This window comes from Pedobacter sp. AJM (assembly GCF_002197755.1).
Lineage (GTDB): Bacteria > Bacteroidota > Bacteroidia > Sphingobacteriales > Sphingobacteriaceae > Pedobacter.
The window spans coordinates 153,107-175,571 of record NZ_NHOT01000005.1 but is presented as its reverse complement, the minus strand read 5'-3'; the positions used below and the strand labels follow the sequence as shown (position 1 = coordinate 175,571).

The following is a 22,465-nucleotide window of genomic DNA, read 5'->3' as shown; positions in this document are numbered from 1 at the left end:
TAGCAAAAATATGCCGAAATAAGGCATTGTGGAAAAGTTTTGGCTGTAGCTAAAGGTTTTTAGATGAAAGTTTTTTTTGGTGTTCTTACAGTCGTATTTAAATAAGTTTTTTTTTTATACAAGCCATTTAATTTATTTTTCCTCATTAAAATGATAACACTTAAAAGATTAACTTCAAAATTCTATTTTTGTATATAACGCAAACTTATGGCTAAGCAGAAACAATCGGCGATGATCTTCATCATGATTACGCTTTTGATTGATTGTACAGGATTCGGAATTATTATTCCGGTGCTGCCAAATTTAATAAAGGAATTTACCGGCGGAAGTACAAGTGTTGCTGCAGATTATGGCGGCTATTTAATGGTGGCTTTTGCACTGCCTCAATTCATCTTTTCTCCCATATTGGGCGGCTTGAGTGATCAGTATGGCAGGCGGCCTGTATTGCTTTTTTCTTTGTTTGGTTTAGGAATCGATTATTTATTCCTCTCTTTCGCCCCATCTATTTTTTGGTTTTTTATTGGACGAATTATAGCCGGAATTACCGGAGCGAGTTTTACAACCGGAATGGCCTACATTGCCGATATCTCTACGCCTGAAAAAAAGGCACAGAATTTTGGTTTAGTTGGTGCGGCATTTGGCCTGGGTTTTATTTTGGGATCAGTAGGCGGCGGTTTGCTTAGTCAGTTTGGTTTACGCGTGCCTTTCATGGTTGCAGCAGGCTTGTCATTGATCAACTGGTTATATGGTTATTTCATCTTGCCTGAATCTTTATCAAAAGACAAAAGAAGAAAATTTTCTTGGAAACGTGCCAATCCTATAGGCTCATTTATCAATGCATCAAAATATCCTGCCATTTTAGGCCTGCTTGCTACGCTGTTACTTCTTTATATCGCCAGTCATTCCGTACAATCAAACTGGTCATATTATGTGATTGAAAAATTTCAATGGACACCAACCATGATTGGTTATTCGCTGGCAGTGGTTGGAATAATGGTTGCGCTGGTTCAGGGTGGATTGATCCGGATTATCATTCCAAAAATCGGGAACAGAAAAGCCATCTATTTTGGGTTGATGCTTTATGTAGTGGGGTTCGTATGTTTTGCTTTTGCCAAAAATGGAACCATGATGATGTTATTTATTATTCCATATTGCCTCGCCGGAATCGGCGGACCAGCGATGCAAAGTATTATTTCTAACCAGGTGCCTGAAAATGCGCAGGGCGAAATTCAGGGAATCACCACCAGTTTGCAAAGCCTGGCAGCGATTATCGGTCCTTGGCTGGCCAGCCATATCTTTGTCTATTTTATTCAGGACGGGACTCCCCTCTATTTTCCAGGAGCACCTTTTATCTTAAGTGCATTTTTAACTATGATCGGACTCTTCATTGCGATTCGTGCCTTGCGGAAATATCATTAATAAATTATTCCGGTAGTTCATTCAGGGGCCGTCATGGCAAAGAGAAACAACGAATTAATTTTCTCTTAAGTAAGATCAGACACAAAATTGCCTCAATCGATTTTATCGGTTAAGGCAATTTCAGCAAATGGATTTATTAAAAATTTATACTTCGTTCATCAGGCAAATTAACCTTGCGGGATGAAACTTTCTGCTTTCTCCAGTACCGAGGCTAAGCCTGCAGGGTTTTTACCACCGGCAGTAGCATAAAACGGCTGACCACCGCCCCCTCCCTGAATTTCCTTTCCTAATTCACGAACGATATTGGATGCATTCATGCCTTGTTTTACCAGTCCATCAGATAACATCACCGTAATACCTGGCTTACCGTCAATTTCGGTCGTAAATACCAAATAAAGATTATCAACCATATCCTTTAGTGAGAAGGCGAGATTTTTAACCGCATCAGCACTCTGTAAATCCAGGTGCCGGGCAATCAGGTTTACCCCGTTTATGCCCCTCACATGATGCACAATTTCGTTCTTTAAATTGCCAACGCGCTCTAAAGTGGTTTTTTCTATTTCCTTTTTTAGCTTAGCATTTTCATCCAGCAAAGCCTGAACAGCGGCAGATAAATCCTTTGAACCATTTAATAAGGCCTTTAAATGGCCAAGTTCTTTACGCTGATCTAAAAAATATTGTTCGGCTTTGTCGGCAGTAATGGCCTCAATCCGGCGTACACCTGCTGCAACTGCACTTTCAGAAACAATTTTAAATGAACCGATTTGCCCGGTTGCTTTTACGTGGGTACCACCACAAAGTTCTTTGGAGAAATGGTCATCAAACGTAATCATCCGAACAAAATCACCATATTTTTCACCAAATAATGCTGTAACGCCACTTTCAATGGCATCTTGGTAAGGTACGTTTCTTTGTTCTTTTAGTTTGATGTTGGCCCGGATCTTCTGGTTCACAATGACTTCAATCTGCGCCAGTTCTTCATCGGTTACTTTAGCAAAATGAGAAAAATCGAAACGTAAGTAATCGGCATTCACCAATGAACCTTTCTGGTTCACATGCTGACCTAAAACCTGCTTTAAAGCCGCATGCAACAAATGGGTTGCGGAGTGATTATCTTCAGTGAGCACACGTTTATCTTCATCTACCACTGCCCAGAATTTCCCTTCCAGGTTATCGGGCAGGATATCTGCAAAATGTACCGTTAACCCATTTTCTTTTTTAGTATTTGTAATGTCTACCCAAAATTGGCGGCTGTGATCCTCTAAGCGGCCTGTATCGCCTACCTGACCGCCACTTTCAGCATAAAAAGGTGTCTGGCGCAGTACAATCTGGTATTGCTCCTTCCCTTTTGCTTTAACCTTGCGGTATTTTAAAATTTCCGTTTCAATTTCCAGATCATCATAACCCACAAATTCACTTTGATCATCGGTATTCACAATTATCCAGTCACCAGTATCAATGGCTGTGGCTGCACGAGAACGATTTTTTTGTTCACCAAGGTACTTATTAAAGCCTTCCATATCGACACTCCAATTTATTTCTCTAGCCATCAACTCTGTTAAATCTATTGGAAACCCGTAAGTATCATTAAGTTCAAATGCAAATAATCCAGAAATAACCTTCGATTCATGATTTTTTACTTTTGTTTCATCTACAGGATATTTTTCAGTGTTTGGACCAAGAAAACTTACGATACCCATTTTTTGTATGGGATTAATATATTCAATAAATCTTTTTATACCTGCTGATAAGGTTCTCAAAAAGGAAACTTCTTCTTCCAAAACCACTTTTTGCACAAAATCCTGTTGTGCAACCAATTCATCAAAAACACCTTTAAACTGTTCAGCCAGCAGAGGTACCAGTTGATTCAAAAATGGTTCTTTGAAATTTAAAAAGGTGTAGGCATAACGAACTGCACGACGTAAAATCCTGCGGATCACATAACCCGCTTTGTTATTGGATGGCAACTGACCATCGGCAATCACAAATGAGATCGCACGAATATGATCGGCCATTACACGCATGGCGATATCCGTTTTTTCATCAGCACCGTATGGAATACCTGATTTCTCCGCAATAAACTGAATCATTGGCTGGAAAACATCCGTATCGTAATTGGAAGTTTTTTGTTGTAAAACGCGTACCAAACGTTCGAAACCCATTCCGGTATCAACATGTTTTGCGGGTAAGCTTTGCAACGAACCGTCTTTCAGGCGGTTAAACTGCATGAATACATTGTTCCAGATTTCTATGACCTGCGGATGATCGGCATTGACCAAAGTAGCGCCACTAACCAATGCTTTTTCTTCATCCGTACGGCAGTCTACATGAATTTCAGAACATGGTCCGCAGGGACCTGTTTCACCCATTTCCCAGAAATTGTCTTTCTTATTCCCGGGTAAAATATGGCTTTCATCCACGTATTGTTTCCAAAGGTCGTAAGCTTCCTGATCTTTTGCTAAACCCTCCTTTTCATCACCTTCAAAATAGGTCACATATAATTGTGCTTTAGGTATTTTATAAACTTCAGTTAATAATTCCCAGCTCCAGGCAATGGCTTCCTTTTTAAAATAATCGCCAAAACTCCAGTTGCCCAGCATTTCGAACATAGTGTGGTGATAGGTATCAATCCCTACTTCTTCCAGATCATTATGTTTTCCTGATACCCTTAAACAACGTTGTGTATCTGTAACTCTTGCATATTTAATGGCAGCCTCACCCAAAAACAAATCCTTAAACTGGTTCATCCCGGCGTTGGTAAACATTAAGGTAGGATCGTTTTTAACCACTATGGGTGCCGACGGAACAATATGATGTTGTTTCTGTTCGAAAAAATGAAGGAAGGCTTGTCTTATTTCTTTAGCTGTCATTATTTTAAATGTTGGAGGAACAAAATTAAAATTTTATTGCGTTAATCAGGAAAAATCGAGCTACATTTGAAAGCTTTAATTAATCGATGTAAACCCTTAACAATCAAGCACAAGTTATGCCGTACAAAGAAAGAGACATTAATAAAATGTATTATACGATGGGCGAAGTGACTGAAATGTTTAATGTTAACGCCTCTCAAATCCGCTTTTACGAGAAGGAATTTGATATCCTTCAGCCCAAGAAAAATAAGAAAGGCAACCGGCTTTTTACGCCGGAAGACATTGAAAACCTTAAAATCATCTTCAATTTAGTGGATGAAAAAGGCTTTACCTTAAAGGGCGCTAAGGAACATTTAAAGCACAATAAATCAGATGTGAAGGAAAATCAAAAGATTATTGATTCTTTAGAAAAACTAAAGGGCTTCCTGGTGAATTTGGCAAAAGAACTTTAGCCATACGTTAAGATTTTAATTTTCTCCTGTTTAAGTTTTTGGGTAGTATTTTGATAAAAGCCGTTTTATATCGTGCAAGCAGATCCCAAACCCAGCGATTACTGTCTACACTCCGTTCCCCGCAGTCTACTACCTCGGCACGTTCCAATAACTTATTGACCAGATTTTGAATGTATTTAATTTTCACAACACGATTAAATCTTAAACCGATATAATCACAATACACGTGAACCAGAATCTCTACAATCAGAGAATCGTTGCTGATCTTTAATGCTGCCCCGTAATGAGTCAGGTAATCTGCTTTAATGGTTTTTACTAAAATCTCAAATCGTGTACCAGTATCATTTTCCAGGAATGCCCAAAGTGCAGCATCACTAAATACCCTGACTAACCTTGGTTCAAAATGGACCTGAATTTCATGATTAAATAGGTTATACTGTTTTTCCATTCATATGCTAAGATTAATAAGGCTCACAATTGTTACTAAAAATATATGGGCCTAACACGCAAAGCAGCAAAATGTTTAGTGCACAAGACTTTACAGTGTGAGTAAAAAATTAAGCTGCTGATGACTTATTTTAGCGATATTTGGGGTTTGAAAAATAAGCCCCATTCATGAAGATTGTAATTGCAGAAAAGCCCTCTGTTGGTCGTGAACTTGCTAAAGTTTTCGGGGCCACTACCAGAAAAGATGGATACATTGAAGGTAAAGGATATTCTTTTACCTGGGCTTTTGGGCATTTATTACAACTGGCCCCACCGCAGGATTATGGCTTTATTGGCTGGAGAAGGCAGCATTTGCCTATGTTACCGGCAAAATTTAAACTGGCTATTCGCAAAATCAAAACCAAAGATGGTTTTGTAGAAGATCCGGCGGTAAGAAAACAGCTGGATACCATTAAAAAACTTTTTGATGAGGCCACTGAGATCATTGTGGCAACGGATGCCGGACGCGAAGGCGAATTGATTTTCCGTTACATTTACTATTACCTGAAATGTAAAAAGCCCTTTAAAAGGCTTTGGATTTCCTCACAAACTGATGAAGCCATTAAAGATGGATTCAGGAATTTAAAGCCCGGAACGGATTATGACACATTGTTTAATTCTGCACACTGTCGTTCCGAATCAGATTGGCTGGTGGGCATGAACGCCACACAGGCGCTCAGTATTTCGGCCGGGAACAGAACGGTTTTATCTTTAGGAAGGGTACAAACACCCACTCTGGCCATGATTTGTGCCCGCTTTCTGGAAATTAAAAACTTTATACCGCAAACCTACTATCAAATCAGTATTCTGCTTGTGAAGGATGAACAGGTTTTTAAAGCGGTTTCAACCACCAATTATAAAGAGAAAGAAGAAGCTGAAAAATTATTTTCGCTTGTGGAAGATGTTCCCTCAGGCTTTCCTGCTGGTGGGAAAATTACGGCTGTGGAGGCTAAACCCAGAAAAGAACCGCCCCCGTTGCTGCACGACCTCAGCAGTTTACAACAGGAAGCCAATAAAAAGAAAGGTTATACTGCCGATCAGACACTGGGCATATTACAAAATTTATATGAAAGCAAACTGGTTTCTTATCCGCGTACTGGTTCCAGATATATTGGAGATGACGTATTTGCAGGCGTACCAGATTTGATTGATAAATTCACCAATCATCCGGATTTTGGCAAACAGGCGCAGTTTTTACAAACCATTAAACTCAATAAACGAAGTGTAAATGCAAAGAAAGTGACTGATCACCATGCGGTTTTACCTACTGGTGTAGAAGCTTATGGATTAAGTAGCGACAGGCAGGCCGTTTATGATATGGTGGTAGGCAGAATGATTGAGGCCTTTCACCAGGAGTGTCTGAAAGAAATTACTAAAATTACCATTCAGTCTGGATTAACTTTTCTGGCCAACGGAACAGTTATACGTTCAGCAGGATGGCGTGCTGTTTTTAATGAAGCAGACGATGATAAAAAGGATGAGGATAATGCGGCCCTGCCGAAGGTAGCTGTAGGTGAAGAATTGCCCATCACTGAAAAATCTTTACTGGAAAAACAGACTAAACCAAAGTCTATGTACAATGAGGCATCTCTGCTTAAAGCGCTGGAGACCTGTGGTAAAGAAATTGAGGATGAAGAGCTGCGTTATGCGATGAAAGATAGTGGGTTAGGTACGCCGGCAACACGGGCATCCATTATTGAAACGCTCATTACCCGAACCTATATTACACGTGAAAAAAGAAACCTGGTCCCTACTACCAAAGGATTAGCCGTTTACGAGGTAGTAAAAGACAAGCAGATTGCACAGGCAGAACTTACCGGTCAGTGGGAAAAAAGACTGGAGGAAATCAGGTCCGGCTCATCTGTCAAAGATTTTAAAACTGAAATTACGGAATATACCAAAATGATTACCAATGAACTGCTGATTGCCGGTGCTTCCATTTCAGGAAAACTGGAAGATCAAAAGTTAGAAGTTGTTGGTTAACACTTCATTCAGTGATGTCGCTATATTGTTGTCTTTTTGGATATAACCGATAGCACCGGCATTGCGATAAGCCTGTTCGAGTGTGCTTTTATCATTGCCTGAAAACATGCAGACTTTAATATTCTGCTGTATGGACAGAATTTCTCTTACAGTATCCGGATTACTATCTCCTTTGGGCATGTTGATATCTAATAGAACAAAATCGAAATCCTTTTTGGCAAGGAGGTTAAAAGTTTCTGATAAATCAGGCGTTTCAGAAATTTCGAATCCAGAAAGAAACTTCTTTAAAAAACCTTTGATAACCATTCGCATTAATTCGCTGTCATCCACAATTAAAATTTTCAGGCCTTGATTCATTGAAACAGATTATTTAGATGCTGTGATATTTAAATCCCCGAACGCGGATTCAAATGGATTACAATCAACTTTACTTTGCCTCAATGTATAAAATCCTAATGAATTGAAATCCAGCTTAATCAGCTCAAAAATAATAATTTACGACTATAAAAATGACATTATGCATAAATCTTCTTATAGGTCCATAAGTTCCCATGCACTGGAATAAGCATTGCGTTTTTCGGTATAATTTATAAAATCTGCATAAAATTTAGCCTTAGATAGTGTAGAGCTGTCGCCAATCACGATTAATTTCTTTTTGGCCCTCGTCATGGCTACATTCATTCTTCTGGTATCAGCTAAAAAGCCGATACTTCCTGCTGTATTGCTCCTGGTTAAACTAATATATACCACATCACGCTCCTGCCCCTGAAAACTATCAATGGTGTTCACCGCAATCTTATGCTGGTATTTCAAAAATAATGTTTCTGTTGATAGTAATTCTTTCAAAACCTGGATCTGCTGTTTATATGGAGAAATGACCGCAATGCTTGGAAAATCTGCGATAGTGTAATCAGTTTCCAATCGGCTGAGCAGATGAATCAGTTGTCTGACCAAAAATGCAGCCTCATCCGGATTGATGGTGCTGGTGCCTTCCAGCTTTTCGTCATAGCTGCAACCCGCAGTATCAATAAATTTTATCGGCTCGTCACCATCAAAAAGCAATTGGCCAGAAACGGACGAATGTGCAGTTAAACGGTCCTCGTAAAATACTTTTGATGAATAACCCATAATGCTGTTATTCATTCGGTATTGTTCATTTAAAAGCACAACAGATTCAGGGTGAAGACTTACCAGCTTCTCCAGCAAAGTATTACTTAATCCTTTTCTTGCTGCCGCTGTAGATTTTATGGTTGGCGGTAATTGAAAATGATCTCCTGCTAAAATTAATTTTTTGGCTTTTAAAATCGGAATCCAGCAGGCAGGTTCTAGTGCTTGTCCTGCTTCGTCAATCACCACAGTACCATACTTAAGGTGTCGAACTGTATGGTGATGGGCACCTACTAATGTAGCTGTAATGACTTGTGCTTTATTAAACAGCTGATCCATCATGTAGGCTTCGGTCTTTTCTACCTCTCTGCCAATTTTATGCGCTTCATCAAAAAGTGCCTTTCGTTGGTCACGCTCAGCCTTTCCAAAACTGCGCTTGTACTTATGTGCCATGTTCTTATATTCATTAGCCTGTTTTTTCAGCGCTTTGATCATTTTCATTTCCGGATGATCCGCCATTTGATGATCTAAAGTTGCTGATAGCAGTTTTTCTGAAACCCGTGCCGGATTTCCTATGCGGATTACATGTAAACCCTCTAGTACTAATTTTTCCGTCAGTAAATCTACTGCCGTATTACTAGGGGCCACGACCAGAATTTTTTGATTATGGTGTTTGAAGAGTGACTTTATCGCCTGAACTATGGTAGTGGTTTTGCCTGTTCCTGGCGGACCATGAACAATAGCAAGGTGATCTGCAGCTATAATCTGATGTACAGCACGTTGCTGCGAGGCGTTAAGCAAGTTCGGAATGGTGAATTTTACTTCCTGTTCAAATGAAGGTTTTTCACCAAGCGTGATGATTTTAATGAGCTTATTTTCAGCAGTTTCATCTGTAAGGTTTGTAGCCTGCTTCAATGCATATTGCATTTCATCATAGCTATTATTATCAAAAAGTAAGTCAACACCCAGTTTACCATCCCTCGTCCAGTCTGGCAGTTCATCTATCCGAAAACTAACTTTCATCCTGTTCCCGCTTTGATGGGTGACGATGCCTTCCACCTGGTCTGCTTTCGGATCATGATTGGAAAATATAACCACGGCAGCACCAAACCGGAACTGATGAGACAGCTCCTGATGCGTGGTACGTTCCAGTTCTACTGATAAATAATCACCTTTTCCAATTTCTGTATTCCTGATGGCTATGGGGTACCAGGTTAATCCGAGGGCTCTCCGGTCTGCAGCTGAGGTATTTTGAGTAAGTTTTAAATACGATTGTAAATCTTCTTCACGCTCCATATGAAGCAAATCCTGAAGGTTTTTGAAATATTCTTTTGACAAGGGAATGTGCTTAGGTATAATAGATTTATTAATGCGGAAATTAAAGTACCAGCTCCTGATGTAACCTGATCATGGTTTCTTCCGCATCCATACAAAAGCCAGGATGAACTTTTGAACATTGAACCACTGTACTTCTGGTGGCTGTTAACCAGCGAAACCTGGAAGCCTGATCATATTCACCGATTGGACCTGATCCTTTTGCGCCCACGCTGATTCTTTCGAAAGCTGTTAAGTTCGCAGATAATTCTTCAAAGTCAATTTTTGTGCAAAATGTCCTGACCTTAAGTTCGTCCAGAAAAAAGATGCTTTTTAAAAACTTTTTCTTTGCGCAGAACAAAATGATGCCCACATTCAAAAATTCTTCGCGTTCTACCCTTGGCATCACACGGATCACAGCATACTCAAATAAGAATCTCTCTGGCATGCTGTGCTTCTTTTAAAAAGATTTGCGAATTATTCAGACGGGTTTGCAGAAAATAAGCATAGGCTTTTCTATGGGCCTCTTTAGTCGGGAAATTGCTTTCCCCCTCCAGCCACTCATCAGGAATTAAATCTATGATGGCGGCAATTTTTTCTGCGTTAAGAATAGCGTGAAATTCCTGGTCAACCAGTTCCAGTTCGGATGCCCCTGGAAGCAACACGTGATCCTTTATTAAGAAAAACGGCCGAATGGCCTGCTCCTCCCAGTTTTGCCAGGAATGGTGAAAATATAGAGATGCACCATGATCAATTAACCAGAGTTCTTTGTGCCACATCAACATATTGGTATTGCGGCAAGTACGGTCCATGTTCGTAAGAAAACAATCCAGCCACACAATTTGCGAAGCCAGCTTAGCATCAACAACAGTTACCGTTGGATCAAAAGTAATGGCACCTGAAAGGTAATGTAAGGCCAGATTTAAACCTACACTGGCCTTCAGTAAATCCTGAATTTCTTCATCTGGTTCTGTGCGGCCAAAGGCCTCATCCAGCTGAGCAAAAACCAGTTCTGGTATCCGAAAGCCAAGTATTCTGGCTATTTCACCACCAATCAGTTCTGCAATCAGCGCACGTGGCCCTTGTCCGGCACCACGAAATTTCAATACATATAAAAAACCGTCATCTGCCTCAGCAATGGCCGGCATAGAGCCACCTTCGCGCAGAGGCGTAACGTATCTGGTTACATTAACCGTTCGGAGTTGAAAATCGTTCATAAGTGTAAGCAGAATCGGCATCTATCAATATGCCTGATTTCTAAACTTAGCACAAATCTAAAAGATTTAATCTATAAATCGGTTTAATTTCATACACCCGCATCCAGTTAATCGTGTCCCAGATAAGCAATTCCTGCAGGTGTTATGGTCGCTGCCCATTGTGCGGCATCCCTGTTAATGGTAATTAATCCCATACTTTCTAGTTCCTGATAATCGTCCTCCCGGCCACCCAAAACTGAAGAACTCACCTGTTGATTGATTACTTCCAGCAGGTCTAATATTTCTGATCTTTCCATTATATTTTAATATTGATTAGCTGATTAACAATGGAGGGATAAAAATGTTTAATACACGCATTAAACATTTAATCCATTTTCAGGTTATTATTATTGAAATCGTTTACAGCGAAACTATTTACCCCTTATGGAATCACCTATTTATTACCTTTTCGTACTGGCTTTACCTGTTGCCTGTATTGCCTGGACCGTTACCAAAGAAGAAATATTCCGGGAGGCCAGAGAATTTTGCGTTGACCGTTCTAAAAACTGTAATCGCCTGGTGAAAAGAAAGTTTTTCTATGTATTTACCTGCGAATATTGTTTTAGTCATTACGTTACCCTGATCATCCTCTTTATCACCAAGTATACCTTAATTTATCCAGACTGGCGTGGTTATATCGTTTCTTTTTTCGCTATTGTATGGATCGCTAATGTGTATATGAGTTTATATAACATCATCAGGATAGACCTGAAGAAAGAAAAGATAAGGGCAGCTAAAGAGGAATCTGAGCTTCACGCGAACGATTAATTAAAAGGTTAATAATGCCATCGTCCGTAATCAAATATTTTAGCTACCAGCCAGCATTAAAATTACTCACCATCACATTTATAACAGGATTGGTTTATCAGTACCTGGATGTTCCGGAAAGAACTTTTAAATTATTTAAGGCAGCCACATCTAAGGGGCGATATTTCAACTATCACATTAAGAAAAGATTTAAGTTTGAAAAAGTTGAGAATTGATCTCATTTCTCCAATCTCATTTAGCTTTAGAGATTATTTAATCATAGACCATTTATACCTATAATGAAAAAATTGGTAGGATTTATTTTGAGTAAGATAAAAAAAATGAAGCTTAAGCTAAAAAAATATGAATATTATTTATTTAATAACTCACTAATTAATAAATGGTTACATCATATTAACTTGATCTTAATATTTTTTTATATAATCTTAAAGTAAAAGAAATATTAAATCATTTGGAATTATACAGATTCTGAACGTATATTTGCTGCCGAGAGCGTTAATTTAGATACGGGTATATGGCTTAGGCTGTATGCCCGTTTTTATTTATATTCTATTGCTACATGCTCAATGACCTTATCCAGGCATATTTTTAACCAGGGTGTATAAGCGTCTGGATGATGAACCAATTCTTCTTTGAGCAGTTCTAAATTAATATACCTGAAGTTTTCCACCTCATCCTGATTTATAACCGGAAGCAGGTCAGATTGTCCAAAAAAAACATGATCCAGCTCATACTCTGTTAAGCCACTTTCAAATTCGGCACGGTAAATAAAATTAAACCCATAATTTAAACTGGCTTTCATGCCCATTTCTTCCATAAGTCGGCGGTTGGCAGCATCAAGATTATCTTCACCCGGCCGTGGATGACTGCAGCAGGTATTGGTCCATAAACCTCCGGAATGGTACTTCTCTATGGCACGTTGCTGTAAAAGCAATTCTCCTTTTGTATTAAATATAAATACAGAAAAAGCACGATGAAGTACTCCTTTCTGATGGGCTTCCAGTTTTTCCATTTCACCTAACGGAAAATCATTTACATCGATAAGAATAACCTGTTCTTTCATGAATTTTAAATCACATTTAATTTATGTCTGATCATGGAATCAAACATTAAACCGATTTTAAGATGGTTCGAAATTCTGATCCGTTCCATCATGATTTTCTCTGCACTTAAAGCTTTAATTTTAGAAAATAGCTTTTTGTAGTAGACGTAGGAAAGATAAACGCCATTTCTGGAATTTGCAGGCAGCATCTTAATTCCAATCAGCGCATTGGCAAATTCTGCTTCTATTTCTTTTTCAATGGCCCTTTTATCAATATCACAGAACTTGTTGAGGTTTACATCCGGGAAATAGCATCTGTTTAAACTTTGATAATCAGCTTTCACATCCCGCAGGAAATTAACTTTCTGAAATGCAGAGCCTAATTTCATTGCATAAGGTTTTAGCTGCTGATATTCTATTTCATCACCACCTGTAAAAACCTTTAAGCACATCAGGCCTACCACTTCAGCAGAGCCTAAAATGTATGTTCCATATAACTCTGGTGTATAGGTTTTTTCCAGAAGATCCATTTCCATGCTGTTTAAAAAGAGTGAAATCAGTTTATGATCAATCTGATACTGATTCACCACTTTCTGAAAGGCATTTAAAATGGGATTTAAACTGATTCCCAGCTCGATAGCTTCAAAAGTGTCCTGTTTAAATTTATCCAACAAATATTTTTTATCAAAATCATGAAAGCTGTCTACTATTTCATCGGCCAGGCGCACAAAACCATAAATGGAGTAAATGGGCTGACGTAATTCCTTACCCAGGAAATAAATGCCTAATGAAAAACTGGTACTGTAACGTTGAGTAGTGAGTTTACTAAAGTCGTCAGATAGCCGGTCAAATATTTCTTTCATGTAATGATGCTGCGCTTTGGATGTGTTATTAAAATACACCAAGAGGTTTAACACAATTGATGCGGCTGATGTTTTTTTATACTGAGATAATGCGATTATTCCTGATCAGAAAATAAGTAGAATTAACTACTCACCTTTTGCAATAAAAGTATACTTCATTTTTGCTTAAATATATTTAATAAAACTTAAACATGAAATAAAATCAGGTTCTAAAGAGGTGCTGAATTGTTTAAATATTGTGACAATAGGATAAAGTAACTCTATATCAGCTGAAAAGCTAAAATAATCTTACCAGAATAAACAGATATAAAATTTAACCTACAAAATAAATCCCTATCTATCAAAACTTACAGGAATGTTTATCTGTTTTTATCATTAAATGATTAGAACCAGAATGATCTGATGTAAGAAATAATGACAGGTGATATCATAACTGTTTATAAGATCGTTTCCGTAAGCAATACGCCACGTTCACCGTTTCCGGTTTCAATTGAATGTACATTTTTATAACATTGTCCAAAGAAGTCGAAGCCATGTTCCAGCATTCGGATAGATACACTGTTAATGGTATGATGGGTATTGGTTTGCATGCAGAGTAAGCTTCCGTTTGCAAGTAAGAGGAAATCACAGTCATATCCGCGCTCCTGAAGTTCGATTACCTTATTGGTAATGGAAATATTTAAAAGATTAATTTTGTTTTTCATGGGATTAGGTAATTGATTAAAGCCTGTTGATTATATAGGTTATTTTAAAGGTAAAATATTGTATTTCAATCTTTTAAAGATAGTTATTTTATTTATTTTCGTATAGGATTATTTAATCTGCTTATCATTCCGAATGTTGTGTGTTATTCATCCACCCAATATGGAATAGTCCTGGCTGTTATTTTCTTTTCCTGCCAAAACATTCTTAGCGAAAAATTGTATTAGCATAGTCCAGTTACTTATTAATCCGATTACCCATTTTGAAAAGAATTTTAGTTGTAGATGATGATCCTGATATTTTGGAAGTCTTTCAACTTGCATTAGAGGCAGAACAATATGATGTTTACCCTTTATTATCACCCAGGTATATATTTAAAACGATTAAAGAATACCAGCCCGATCTGATTATATTAGATATCATGTTAAACGGAATGGATGGCCGTGCGGTATTTAAAGAGCTCCGCTTAAATATGGAAACTGAAAACATACCAGTCATATTAGCATCAGCACGATATGATGAAAATTATATCACTTCGCAACAGTATCACCCGGATGATTATCTGGAAAAACCGTTTAACATGACAGACATGTTGCAAAAAGTAAATAAACTAACAAATAACTAATATATGAAAATCAGATTTTTAACACCGATCATAATGCTGTGTGCCGCATTATCTATGAATGCGAGTGCACAAACGGGCAGACCAGACAAGCTTTACAGCATGAGTGGTATTGGCTTTGCCTTTCCAATGGGACAGACCTCAGATTATTTTAAGCCTAAATTTTCCACCTCACTGGGGATCAATCTGGGTTTGGGTGATAGCGGGCTCTTTCTTTACCCTAAAGTGAGTTTGCATGCTTTTACCTTTAATCAGATTACACCAGACCCCGGATATACCTATACCATCCAGAAAGGCCGGTCGACTACTTATTTGTTAAACATAGCCCTAGGTTATCGTAAAATTGTAGATAAGTGGGCTTTTTATGGTTTTGCAGGTGCCGGCGGAGGTTTTATTCTTACCCCACAGGCTGCGGTGAATGCGGGAACATTGCAGGTAGAAATGAATAACAGATCAAATAGTTTAGGGATTGCCGAAGGTGGTGCAGGAATTGAATATAATATTGGCGGGGCAAATTTATTTGTTGAGGCAGGTTATATGTATGGATTCAAAAAGATTCAGGACAGAACTTTCAATACTGTTCCCATTTCCATTGGTATTAAGCCCAATCTGAGTAAATTATTAAATAAACTTTAACAGTCAGAAAATAAAATACGGGCGGCTATACAGTGTGTAGCCGCTTTTTTTATGCGCAATAAAAAGCCTAAACATTGGAATACTAATTATTTTAGTATAAATTTGTATTTCAATCAAGCCTAAATGTTATACGCAGTTGTAGATATTGAAACCACTGGTGGCCATGCGTCAGCAAATGGGATTACAGAAGTTGCCATTAATATTCATGATGGCAATCAGGTGGTGGAATCATTCAGCACACTGATTAATCCTGGCATTCCTATCCCCGATTATATTACAGCATTAACGGGAATAGATGCTGAAATGCTGGCTGATGCACCTGCTTTTGAAGATGTTGCCTTGCAAATTTATCAGTTGTTGCAGGATAAGGTTTTTGTTGCCCATAATGTGAATTTCGATTACTCTTTTCTTAAACATCATTTAGATAAAGCAGGTTTTGATTTGCAGTGCCGAAAATTATGTACGGTAAGGTTAAGCCGGAAACTAATACCCGGAAAACCATCTTATAGCTTAGGTAAACTGTGCAGCAGCCTGAATATTCCCATTCAAAACCGCCACCGTGCTGCGGGTGATGCCGATGCCACGAGCATTCTTTTTAACCTGCTTCTGGATCACGATCAGGAAGGCGTGATTGGTGAGATGCTTAAAAAAACATCTAAGGAACAGATTTTACCACCAAACCTTAATAAAGCCTCTTTTTTACGTTTGCCCAATCAGCCAGGTGTGTATTATTTTAAGGATGCTAAAGGAAAAATTGTATATGTAGGAAAAGCCAAAGACCTTAAAAAACGGGTGGCCAGTCATTTTTCAGGAAATAAGGCCAATAAGCAAAGGCAGGATTTTCTGAAGAATATTCACCACATTGATTATGTACGTTGTGGTACCGAATTAATGGCTTTAATCCTGGAGGCTAACGAAATCAAACGGCTCTGGCCAGAAAATAACAGGGCCATGAAACGTTATGAGCATAAATTTGATTTATGTGTTTTCGAAGATCAGAATGGTTACCTGCGCCTGGGAATTGACAAACATCAGCCAAACCGCAAAGCCATACAGAGTTTTAACAGTTTATTGGATGGCTATAATTTTTTGAACCTGATGATCGAAAAATATCAGCTTTGCGACCGGCTTTGTTACCTGCAGAAAACAGCTAGCAGGTGTAAGGCTCATGAAAATGGTCAGTGTTTTGGTGCTTGTAGCAGCATAGAAACTGTATCTGTTTATAATAAGAAGTTAAATACTGCACTGGAAGAAATTCAACAGCTGCAGCCCAGTTTTGTTTTGGTAGATGAAGGCAGAGAAGAAGATGAAATGAGTTGTTTACTCATTGAAAAAGGAAAATTTTATGGCATGGGCTATTTCAGAAATAAAAATTTCCTTTCAGATGGTATCGATCCGCTTAAAAATGACCTGGCTGTTTACCAGTCAAATAGTTACATTTTAAACCTGATCCTGAATCATGCCGAACAATTTCCGCAAAAGTTATATCAATTATAATTTAGATTTGCCTTTTAAGTTTTGTATAATGTAAAAAGTTGATTTAAACAGATTAAAAGCAGATCATTCTGCTATACATGAATTTTATATACCATGAAAATATCAAAATTGATGTAAGTTTGCCTAATCAAATCCGAATACCATTCTATTGATCGATTAAATTAAACCTAATAATATGACACCAGATTCCTTCAGAGATCTTGCGCTATCATTTGAAAATGTTGCTGAAGCACCTAACGCAAATAAAAACTCATTCAAAGTAGACGATAAAATTTTTATCACCATTGATAATTTAAACTTAAAGGCAGTATTCAGGTTAACGCCTAAAGACCAGAATAAATTTTCTGATTTAGATCCTTCAGCCATTTATCCGGCCCAGGCTGGATGGGGTAAACAAGGTTGGACCATTTTTGAAATTAAATTTATTGAACCGGAAACGTTAAAAGATGCTTTAACCAAATCATATTGCACGGTAGCTCCGGAAGAATTGAGCAAAAAATATAAAAAGAAAGCGACCAAGAAATAAATATAATAAAGCTGTATCATAATCTTTAATTTAGATTAAGATTTATCATGTTGATCTTGTCGAAACATCGTTAATGGTAATTTTTCACAAATCCTTCCATAAGCTCATGATGATATTTTAAATTTATGATACAGCTTCCTCCATCTCAGTTAGATTATTTATTAAAGCCTAAATACCATGATCAGATCAATCTGGATTAATTTGCCCGTTAAAGATGTGCATAAATCAAAAGCTTTTTTCACGCATATTGGCTTTACACCCAATTCCAGTTATGGTGTCCGCGATGATTCCGCTTCTTTCCTGGTAGGTGATGGTCAACTGGTAGTTATGCTTTTTGAAAGGTCTTCTTATGAGGGTTTTGCAGGGGTGGATCTTCCAGCCCACCTGAATGGTGCAGAAGTTTTATTTTCAATCGATGCCGAAAGTCCTGAAGAAGTAGATGAACTCGCCAGAAAGGTAATTGAAGCCGGAGGTTCCGTTTATGGCGAACCCGCTTATAAAGATGGCTGGATGTACGGCTGCGGGTTTATTGATTTAGATGGCCAGCGCTGGAGTGTGCTCTATATGGATACCAGTAATATGCCTTTGGGTTAAGTGTAAGCAATTGAATGTCTGGATTATTTTGCAAATTGATCTTTAAGCATCCGGGCAACTACCTGGTCTGTTTTAAAAGTAATGTCATCTATTATCAGATCTGCAATGTTTACCCAGCGAAAAGCCTGTAGAATTTCACCTTCCGAATCAAAATCAAAAACTTTAGTTTTAAAAGCCAGCTGCAATGGTGCTTTTTCCTGAACAAGGTAATAAATGCTGATTAGCTGACTATCATTAAAAGAAGATTTTTCATAAAAGTCGGTGGTGTAAAAATGACGGATAATATCAATTTCTGCCTGACATTCTTCCATAAATTCCCGTTTAAGTCCGTCTAATAAACCCTCACCCAATTCCAGTCCACCGCCCGGGAATTTGCTGAAACGAACACCATACTCCTCTTCATCACTCACGAGGACTTCGTTTTGCGGATTGATCAGTAAACCATATACCCTGACGTTAAAGTAACTCATTTTCGAAGTGTTTTTTATTTTTAATTACAATTTCAGGTGTCCATACAATTTCGTGCTTAAAAGCCTCTGCCCTCACCTTACACTCGCTCATATGGCAATAGTGGCAACATTCGGGTAAACAAGGGTCTGCATGAATAAATAATTCAGCCTTTCTGAATCCGTTTTTATTGATTAGTTCATCTATTTGTGAGATCTCACGATGAACCTGGTTTAAGTCGAAATAGTAAGGCAAAGTAACGTGGCAATCGATATGAAACTCAGGACCATATTGCTGGGTGCGGAGGTTATGGACGTCAATCCACGGATTGTGCCTGTTTTTCTGCAAAACATCAACAACCTCTTCCACCAAAGTAAAATCACTTTCATCCATCAGTCCACCAACTGAGCCGCGGGTAAGCTGATAGCCCGAATAGATAATATAAAAGCCAACCATTACCGAAAGCAAGCTATCCAGCCAGATAATATGGGTCAGCTGAATCAAAATCAGGCCGGCTACAATGGCCGCACTGGTATAGGTATCGGTTAATAAATGTTTACCATCCGCTTTAAGCGTTACAGAGTGCTCTTTTTCACCAATACTGATCAGTTTTAAGCCTACAATCATATTAATTAAACCCGTAATACCGATGATAAGCGTACCCTCTAGGAGTTTGCCAACTGCGTGGGGATAAATCAGGTTATAAGAAGATTTAAAGATAATGATTACTCCTGCAATCAGGATTAAGATTCCTTCTACAAAGGCTGAAAAGAACTCTACCTTACCGTGACCATATGGATGATTTTCATCCCGGGGCTGGGTGCTCAAATAAATACTATAAAATGCAAAGCTACCTGCTATTACATTCACAATACTCTCGGCTGCATCTGTTAAAATAGCGTTAGAGCCTGTAATGAAATAGGCTACAAATTTAGCCAACATTAATAATACACTCATTGCAAGTGAAATGGCTATTGCTTTTTTCTTAATGGTCACAATTTTTTTTGACAAAAATACGTTTATCACTTAAATTAAATGATAAAAAGATGTGATTTTTAGTGCAGAATAATATTTGGTTTATATATTTGCCTGTAAAGTAATTAACCATGAGCACCTTATCCAGAAGAATCAACAATCTGTCAGAATCTGCAACCCTTAAAATGACGAAACTTGGTCGCGAATTAGCATCCAAAGGCATTAACATCATTAGTTTAAGTGTTGGTGAACCCGATTTTAATACGCCAGATCATGTAAAGAATGCCGCTAAACAAGCATTAGACGAAAACTACACCCGCTACTCCCCTGTTCCAGGTTACCCTGACCTGCGCCAGGCAATTGTTAAGAAGCTGAAGACAGAAAATAATCTGGATTATGATATCTCACAGATTGTAGTTTCGACGGGTGCAAAACAGTCCCTTTCAAACGTGATCCTCACATTGATTGATCCTGAAGATGAAGTGATTATCCCTACCCCTTACTGGGTTTCTTATTCAGAAATGGTAACACTTGCTGAAGGAAAATCGGTTTTTATTGATACAGATATTGAAAGTAATTTTAAAATAACCCCTGAACAATTAGAAGCAGCCATTACGCCCAAATCTAAATTGTTTATGTTTTCATCACCCTGCAATCCAACCGGTTCAGTATACAGTAAAGATGAACTGGCCGCATTGGTGAAGGTTTTTGAGCAGCATCCTGAAATCTATATTTTATCAGATGAGATTTATGAACACATTAATTTTGTAGATAAACATGAGTCAATTGCCCAGTTTGAAAGCATTAAAGACCGCGTGATTGTGGTAAATGGTTTCTCTAAGGCTTTTGCCATGACGGGCTGGAGATTGGGTTATATTGCTGCAAATAAAGAAATTGCAGCAGCCAATGATAAATTACAGGGACAAACTACCTCGGGTACTTGTTCCATTGCGCAACGTGCAGGCATCGTAGCTTATGATCAGGGTTTGGAAAGTGTAATGCAAATGAAAGAAGCTTTCCTGCGCAGAAGAGAATTGGTATACAACCTGTTAAAAGAGATTCCCGGCGTAAAAACCAATCTTCCTGATGGCGCATTTTACTTTTTTCCGGAAATCAGTGCTTTTTTTGGAAAGAAAGATGCTGATGGAAATGTAATTAAGGATTCTTCAGACCTGGCCTTATATTTACTAAACGTTGGTCATGTGGCAACAGTGGGCGGCGATTCATTTGGCAATAATAATTATATCCGCTTATCATATGCCGCATCTGATGAAAGCCTCGTTGAAGCTTTAAGAAGAATTAAAGAAGCATTGGGTAAATTGGCCTAAGCCATCTTAGTTGATTGCAAATTATATCAAAACCCTGATTAATTCATTTTAGTCAGGGTTTTTGTTTTATATCGAAAAAGCATCATTAATAATAAACAGCAAAAAATCATGAGGTACAGCATAGCTTTTTGAAAATGGAAGCCGGTATTTCATCGAATCTTGCAGTCCTTCTTTCCGTTACAAGTCCGCACCTGATGAAAGATCAGGCTTGCGGGCTTTCCACTTCAATAAGGTTTATGAACGAAGATAAGTGCGGTATAAAAACAGTAAACTAACTTCTGATCGCTTCAACCGGGTCCAGCCTGGATGCTGAATAAGCCGGCCAGAATCCGGATATGGTACCAATGATGATGGAGATTCCGATACCCAGAATAATATTGTTTAATCCTAAAATGATATTAAAGCCTGTAGCCAAACCAATTAATAAGGCCAGCAGATATACCAGTATCAAGCCTAATAAACCTCCGAGAATACAAAGTGATATCGACTCAAAAATAAATTGCAGTAAGATAAAATAATTCTTAGCGCCTAAAGACTTCTGGATGCCGATGATATTTGTTCTTTCTTTTACCGATACAAACATGATGTTCGCGATACTAAATCCGCCAACGAGAATAGAAAAACCACCAATGATCCATCCTGCCCAGTTCACCATGGTAAACATGGAATCTAATTGATTGGAAATAATAGTCGTCTTATTTAGCGCAAAATCATCTTGCTGGCCAGGTCTGATCCGGTGGATTGACCGCATTAAGCCCTGAAGCTCGCTTTCAATTTCTTCAAGCGATACCTGGTCATTTCCACGAACGGTAATCTGCGGACTATAACGTTCATTCTGAATGTCTAAGATCCCCTTGGCAAAGTTTACCGGAACATTCACATTTTTATCCAGGGTCGTTCCAAACATATCTTCCCCCTCTTTTTTAAATACCCCGATAACGGTTAGCCGACGGCCTAAAATCTGCACTTGTTTCCCAATCGGATCTTCTGATCCAAATAAGCCTTCGGCAATATCCGCGCCCATTAATAAAACCGGGGAACCATTATTGCTCTCACTTTCGGTAAAATAGCGACCAGCCTGCAGTTCAAAATTCCAGGTCTTGTCAAAATCGTGAGAAGCGGCTGATACCGTAATGCCTTCCACAGAGCTGCTCCTGTATTTGATGGTTCTATCGCTTGTTGATATTTCAAAGGTAATTCCCTGGGCGTTTTCCATGCGTGTTCTTAACATTTCAAAATCACGTAATGAAGGCTGAGGGCGATTCATATACTTCCACCATGGGTAATTGTCGCCAAAACTCCATGGCCATTTTTGTATGAAGATGGTATTGGAGCCTAGTTTATCTACGCTTGACTGAAGTTTGCCGCGAAAAGTATCTACTGCAGAAAAAACAGTGATGATGGTAAAAATACCAATGGTTATCGCTAACAGGGATAACATGGTACGCAACTTGTTCTGGCGCAATGCATCAAATGCAAAACGGAAACTTTCACCTATTAGCCTAAAAATAATCATAATTGTTAATTAGATGCTATAGACTATAAAAGGTTACAGCAGAATATCAAATCTAATGAATT

24 protein-coding genes are annotated in these 22,465 nt (G+C 38.4%); 11 read left to right on the top strand and 13 right to left on the bottom strand.

Going from position 1 to position 22,465, the window contains the following annotated elements; genetic code table 11:
* The first annotated feature begins 207 nt into the window (after positions 1 to 207).
* Positions 208 to 1,419, top strand: a complete 1,212-nt coding sequence (locus CBW18_RS12715; protein ID WP_088301711.1) for a TCR/Tet family MFS transporter — start codon at positions 208 to 210, stop codon at positions 1,417 to 1,419.
* A gap of 167 nt (positions 1,420 to 1,586) precedes the next feature.
* Here CBW18_RS12715 and alaS read toward each other — a convergent pair whose 3' ends face one another.
* Positions 1,587 to 4,289, bottom strand: a complete 2,703-nt coding sequence (gene alaS, locus CBW18_RS12710) for an alanine--tRNA ligase (protein WP_088301710.1) — start codon at positions 4,287 to 4,289, stop codon at positions 1,587 to 1,589.
* Positions 4,290 to 4,405: 116 nt separating this feature from the next.
* Here alaS and CBW18_RS12705 point away from each other — a divergent pair, with 116 nt between their 5' ends.
* On the top strand, positions 4,406 to 4,741 hold the full coding sequence (locus CBW18_RS12705; protein WP_088301709.1) for a MerR family transcriptional regulator: 336 nt from the start codon (positions 4,406 to 4,408) through the stop codon (positions 4,739 to 4,741).
* A gap of 7 nt (positions 4,742 to 4,748) precedes the next feature.
* On the opposite strand, the gene CBW18_RS21405 is transcribed toward CBW18_RS12705, so the two are convergent.
* Positions 4,749 to 5,189 (bottom strand): hypothetical protein, encoded by a 441-nt coding sequence (locus CBW18_RS21405; protein WP_088301708.1) that lies wholly within the window; start codon positions 5,187 to 5,189, stop codon positions 4,749 to 4,751.
* 167 nt (positions 5,190 to 5,356) lie between these two features.
* Here CBW18_RS21405 and topB point away from each other — a divergent pair, with 167 nt between their 5' ends.
* Positions 5,357 to 7,210 (top strand): DNA topoisomerase III, encoded by a 1,854-nt coding sequence (gene topB, locus CBW18_RS12695; protein WP_088301707.1) that lies wholly within the window; start codon positions 5,357 to 5,359, stop codon positions 7,208 to 7,210.
* Here the strand turns inward: topB and CBW18_RS12690 are convergent.
* The 5 genes from CBW18_RS12690 to CBW18_RS12670 all read right to left on the bottom strand — a co-directional run bounded on the left by CBW18_RS12690 (position 7,193) and on the right by CBW18_RS12670 (position 11,144).
* Positions 7,193 to 7,567 carry a response regulator gene (locus tag CBW18_RS12690; protein ID WP_088301706.1) on the bottom strand — a complete coding sequence of 125 codons (375 nt, stop codon included), beginning with the start codon at positions 7,565 to 7,567 and terminating at the stop codon, positions 7,193 to 7,195. The two genes, topB and CBW18_RS12690, sit on opposite strands and share 18 nt — an antisense overlap.
* 174 nt (positions 7,568 to 7,741) lie before the next feature.
* Complete coding sequence (locus CBW18_RS12685) at positions 7,742 to 9,655, bottom strand: AAA domain-containing protein (RefSeq protein ID WP_371566807.1); 1,914 nt, start codon at positions 9,653 to 9,655, stop codon at positions 7,742 to 7,744.
* A 40-nt stretch (positions 9,656 to 9,695) separates the two neighbouring features.
* Positions 9,696 to 10,079 carry a DUF3037 domain-containing protein gene (locus tag CBW18_RS12680; RefSeq protein ID WP_088301704.1) on the bottom strand — a complete coding sequence of 128 codons (384 nt, stop codon included), beginning with the start codon at positions 10,077 to 10,079 and terminating at the stop codon, positions 9,696 to 9,698.
* Positions 10,057 to 10,848 (bottom strand): HipA family kinase, encoded by a 792-nt coding sequence (locus CBW18_RS12675; RefSeq protein ID WP_088301833.1) that lies wholly within the window; start codon positions 10,846 to 10,848, stop codon positions 10,057 to 10,059. Before CBW18_RS12675 ends, CBW18_RS12680 begins: the two co-directional genes overlap by 23 nt.
* Positions 10,849 to 10,955: 107 nt before the next feature.
* Entirely contained in the window at positions 10,956 to 11,144 is a 189-nt protein-coding gene (locus CBW18_RS12670) for a hypothetical protein (protein WP_088301703.1), read from the bottom strand.
* A 127-nt stretch (positions 11,145 to 11,271) separates the two neighbouring features.
* On the opposite strand from CBW18_RS12670, the gene CBW18_RS12665 reads away from it, so the two are divergent.
* Positions 11,272 to 11,655, top strand: coding sequence for a hypothetical protein (locus CBW18_RS12665; protein ID WP_088301702.1), 384 nt, complete (start codon positions 11,272 to 11,274; stop codon positions 11,653 to 11,655).
* A gap of 14 nt (positions 11,656 to 11,669) precedes the next feature.
* Positions 11,670 to 11,870, top strand: a complete 201-nt coding sequence (locus CBW18_RS12660) for a KTSC domain-containing protein (RefSeq protein WP_088301701.1) — start codon at positions 11,670 to 11,672, stop codon at positions 11,868 to 11,870.
* A gap of 323 nt (positions 11,871 to 12,193) precedes the next feature.
* Here CBW18_RS12660 and idi read toward each other — a convergent pair whose 3' ends face one another.
* The 3 genes from idi to CBW18_RS12645 form a co-directional block, all read right to left on the bottom strand.
* Positions 12,194 to 12,718, bottom strand: a complete 525-nt coding sequence (gene idi / locus CBW18_RS12655; RefSeq protein WP_088301700.1) for an isopentenyl-diphosphate Delta-isomerase — start codon at positions 12,716 to 12,718, stop codon at positions 12,194 to 12,196.
* Between the two features lie 5 nt (positions 12,719 to 12,723).
* Positions 12,724 to 13,560: a phytoene/squalene synthase family protein gene (locus CBW18_RS12650; protein WP_088301699.1), complete on the bottom strand. Its 837-nt coding sequence runs from the start codon at positions 13,558 to 13,560 to the stop codon at positions 12,724 to 12,726.
* Between the two features lie 437 nt (positions 13,561 to 13,997).
* Positions 13,998 to 14,264, bottom strand: a complete 267-nt coding sequence (locus tag CBW18_RS12645; protein WP_088301698.1) for a hypothetical protein — start codon at positions 14,262 to 14,264, stop codon at positions 13,998 to 14,000.
* 260 nt (positions 14,265 to 14,524) lie between these two features.
* On the opposite strand from CBW18_RS12645, the gene CBW18_RS12640 reads away from it, so the two are divergent.
* The 5 genes from CBW18_RS12640 (at position 14,525) to CBW18_RS12620 (ending at position 18,137) form a co-directional block, all read left to right on the top strand.
* Positions 14,525 to 14,887, top strand: coding sequence for a PleD family two-component system response regulator (locus CBW18_RS12640; RefSeq protein WP_172406519.1), 363 nt, complete (start codon positions 14,525 to 14,527; stop codon positions 14,885 to 14,887).
* Positions 14,888 to 14,890: 3 nt separating this feature from the next.
* The gene (locus CBW18_RS12635; RefSeq protein ID WP_088301696.1) at positions 14,891 to 15,520 is read left to right on the top strand and encodes an autotransporter outer membrane beta-barrel domain-containing protein; all 630 of its coding nucleotides are present in this window, start codon (positions 14,891 to 14,893) and stop codon (positions 15,518 to 15,520) included.
* A gap of 123 nt (positions 15,521 to 15,643) precedes the next feature.
* On the top strand, positions 15,644 to 17,017 hold the full coding sequence (locus CBW18_RS12630; RefSeq protein WP_088301695.1) for an exonuclease domain-containing protein: 1,374 nt from the start codon (positions 15,644 to 15,646) through the stop codon (positions 17,015 to 17,017).
* A 175-nt stretch (positions 17,018 to 17,192) separates the two neighbouring features.
* Positions 17,193 to 17,543, top strand: a complete 351-nt coding sequence (locus CBW18_RS12625) for an MmcQ/YjbR family DNA-binding protein (protein WP_088301694.1) — start codon at positions 17,193 to 17,195, stop codon at positions 17,541 to 17,543.
* Between the two features lie 177 nt (positions 17,544 to 17,720).
* The gene (locus tag CBW18_RS12620; RefSeq protein WP_088301693.1) at positions 17,721 to 18,137 is read left to right on the top strand and encodes a VOC family protein; all 417 of its coding nucleotides are present in this window, start codon (positions 17,721 to 17,723) and stop codon (positions 18,135 to 18,137) included.
* A 23-nt stretch (positions 18,138 to 18,160) separates the two neighbouring features.
* Here CBW18_RS12620 and CBW18_RS12615 read toward each other — a convergent pair whose 3' ends face one another.
* Positions 18,161 to 18,607 carry an NUDIX domain-containing protein gene (locus CBW18_RS12615; RefSeq protein ID WP_088301692.1) on the bottom strand — a complete coding sequence of 149 codons (447 nt, stop codon included), beginning with the start codon at positions 18,605 to 18,607 and terminating at the stop codon, positions 18,161 to 18,163.
* On the bottom strand, positions 18,594 to 19,580 hold the full coding sequence (locus tag CBW18_RS12610; protein WP_088301832.1) for a cation diffusion facilitator family transporter: 987 nt from the start codon (positions 19,578 to 19,580) through the stop codon (positions 18,594 to 18,596). The genes CBW18_RS12615 and CBW18_RS12610 overlap by 14 nt, the downstream gene beginning before the upstream one ends.
* A gap of 110 nt (positions 19,581 to 19,690) precedes the next feature.
* Here CBW18_RS12610 and CBW18_RS12605 point away from each other — a divergent pair, with 110 nt between their 5' ends.
* Positions 19,691 to 20,887 (top strand): pyridoxal phosphate-dependent aminotransferase, encoded by a 1,197-nt coding sequence (locus tag CBW18_RS12605; RefSeq protein WP_172406518.1) that lies wholly within the window; start codon positions 19,691 to 19,693, stop codon positions 20,885 to 20,887.
* 271 nt (positions 20,888 to 21,158) lie between these two features.
* Here the strand turns inward: CBW18_RS12605 and CBW18_RS12600 are convergent, their stop codons facing one another.
* A complete protein-coding gene (locus tag CBW18_RS12600) occupies positions 21,159 to 22,403 on the bottom strand; it encodes an ABC transporter permease (RefSeq protein WP_088301691.1) in 1,245 nt (414 codons plus the stop codon).
* Positions 22,404 to 22,465 lie beyond the last annotated feature (62 nt).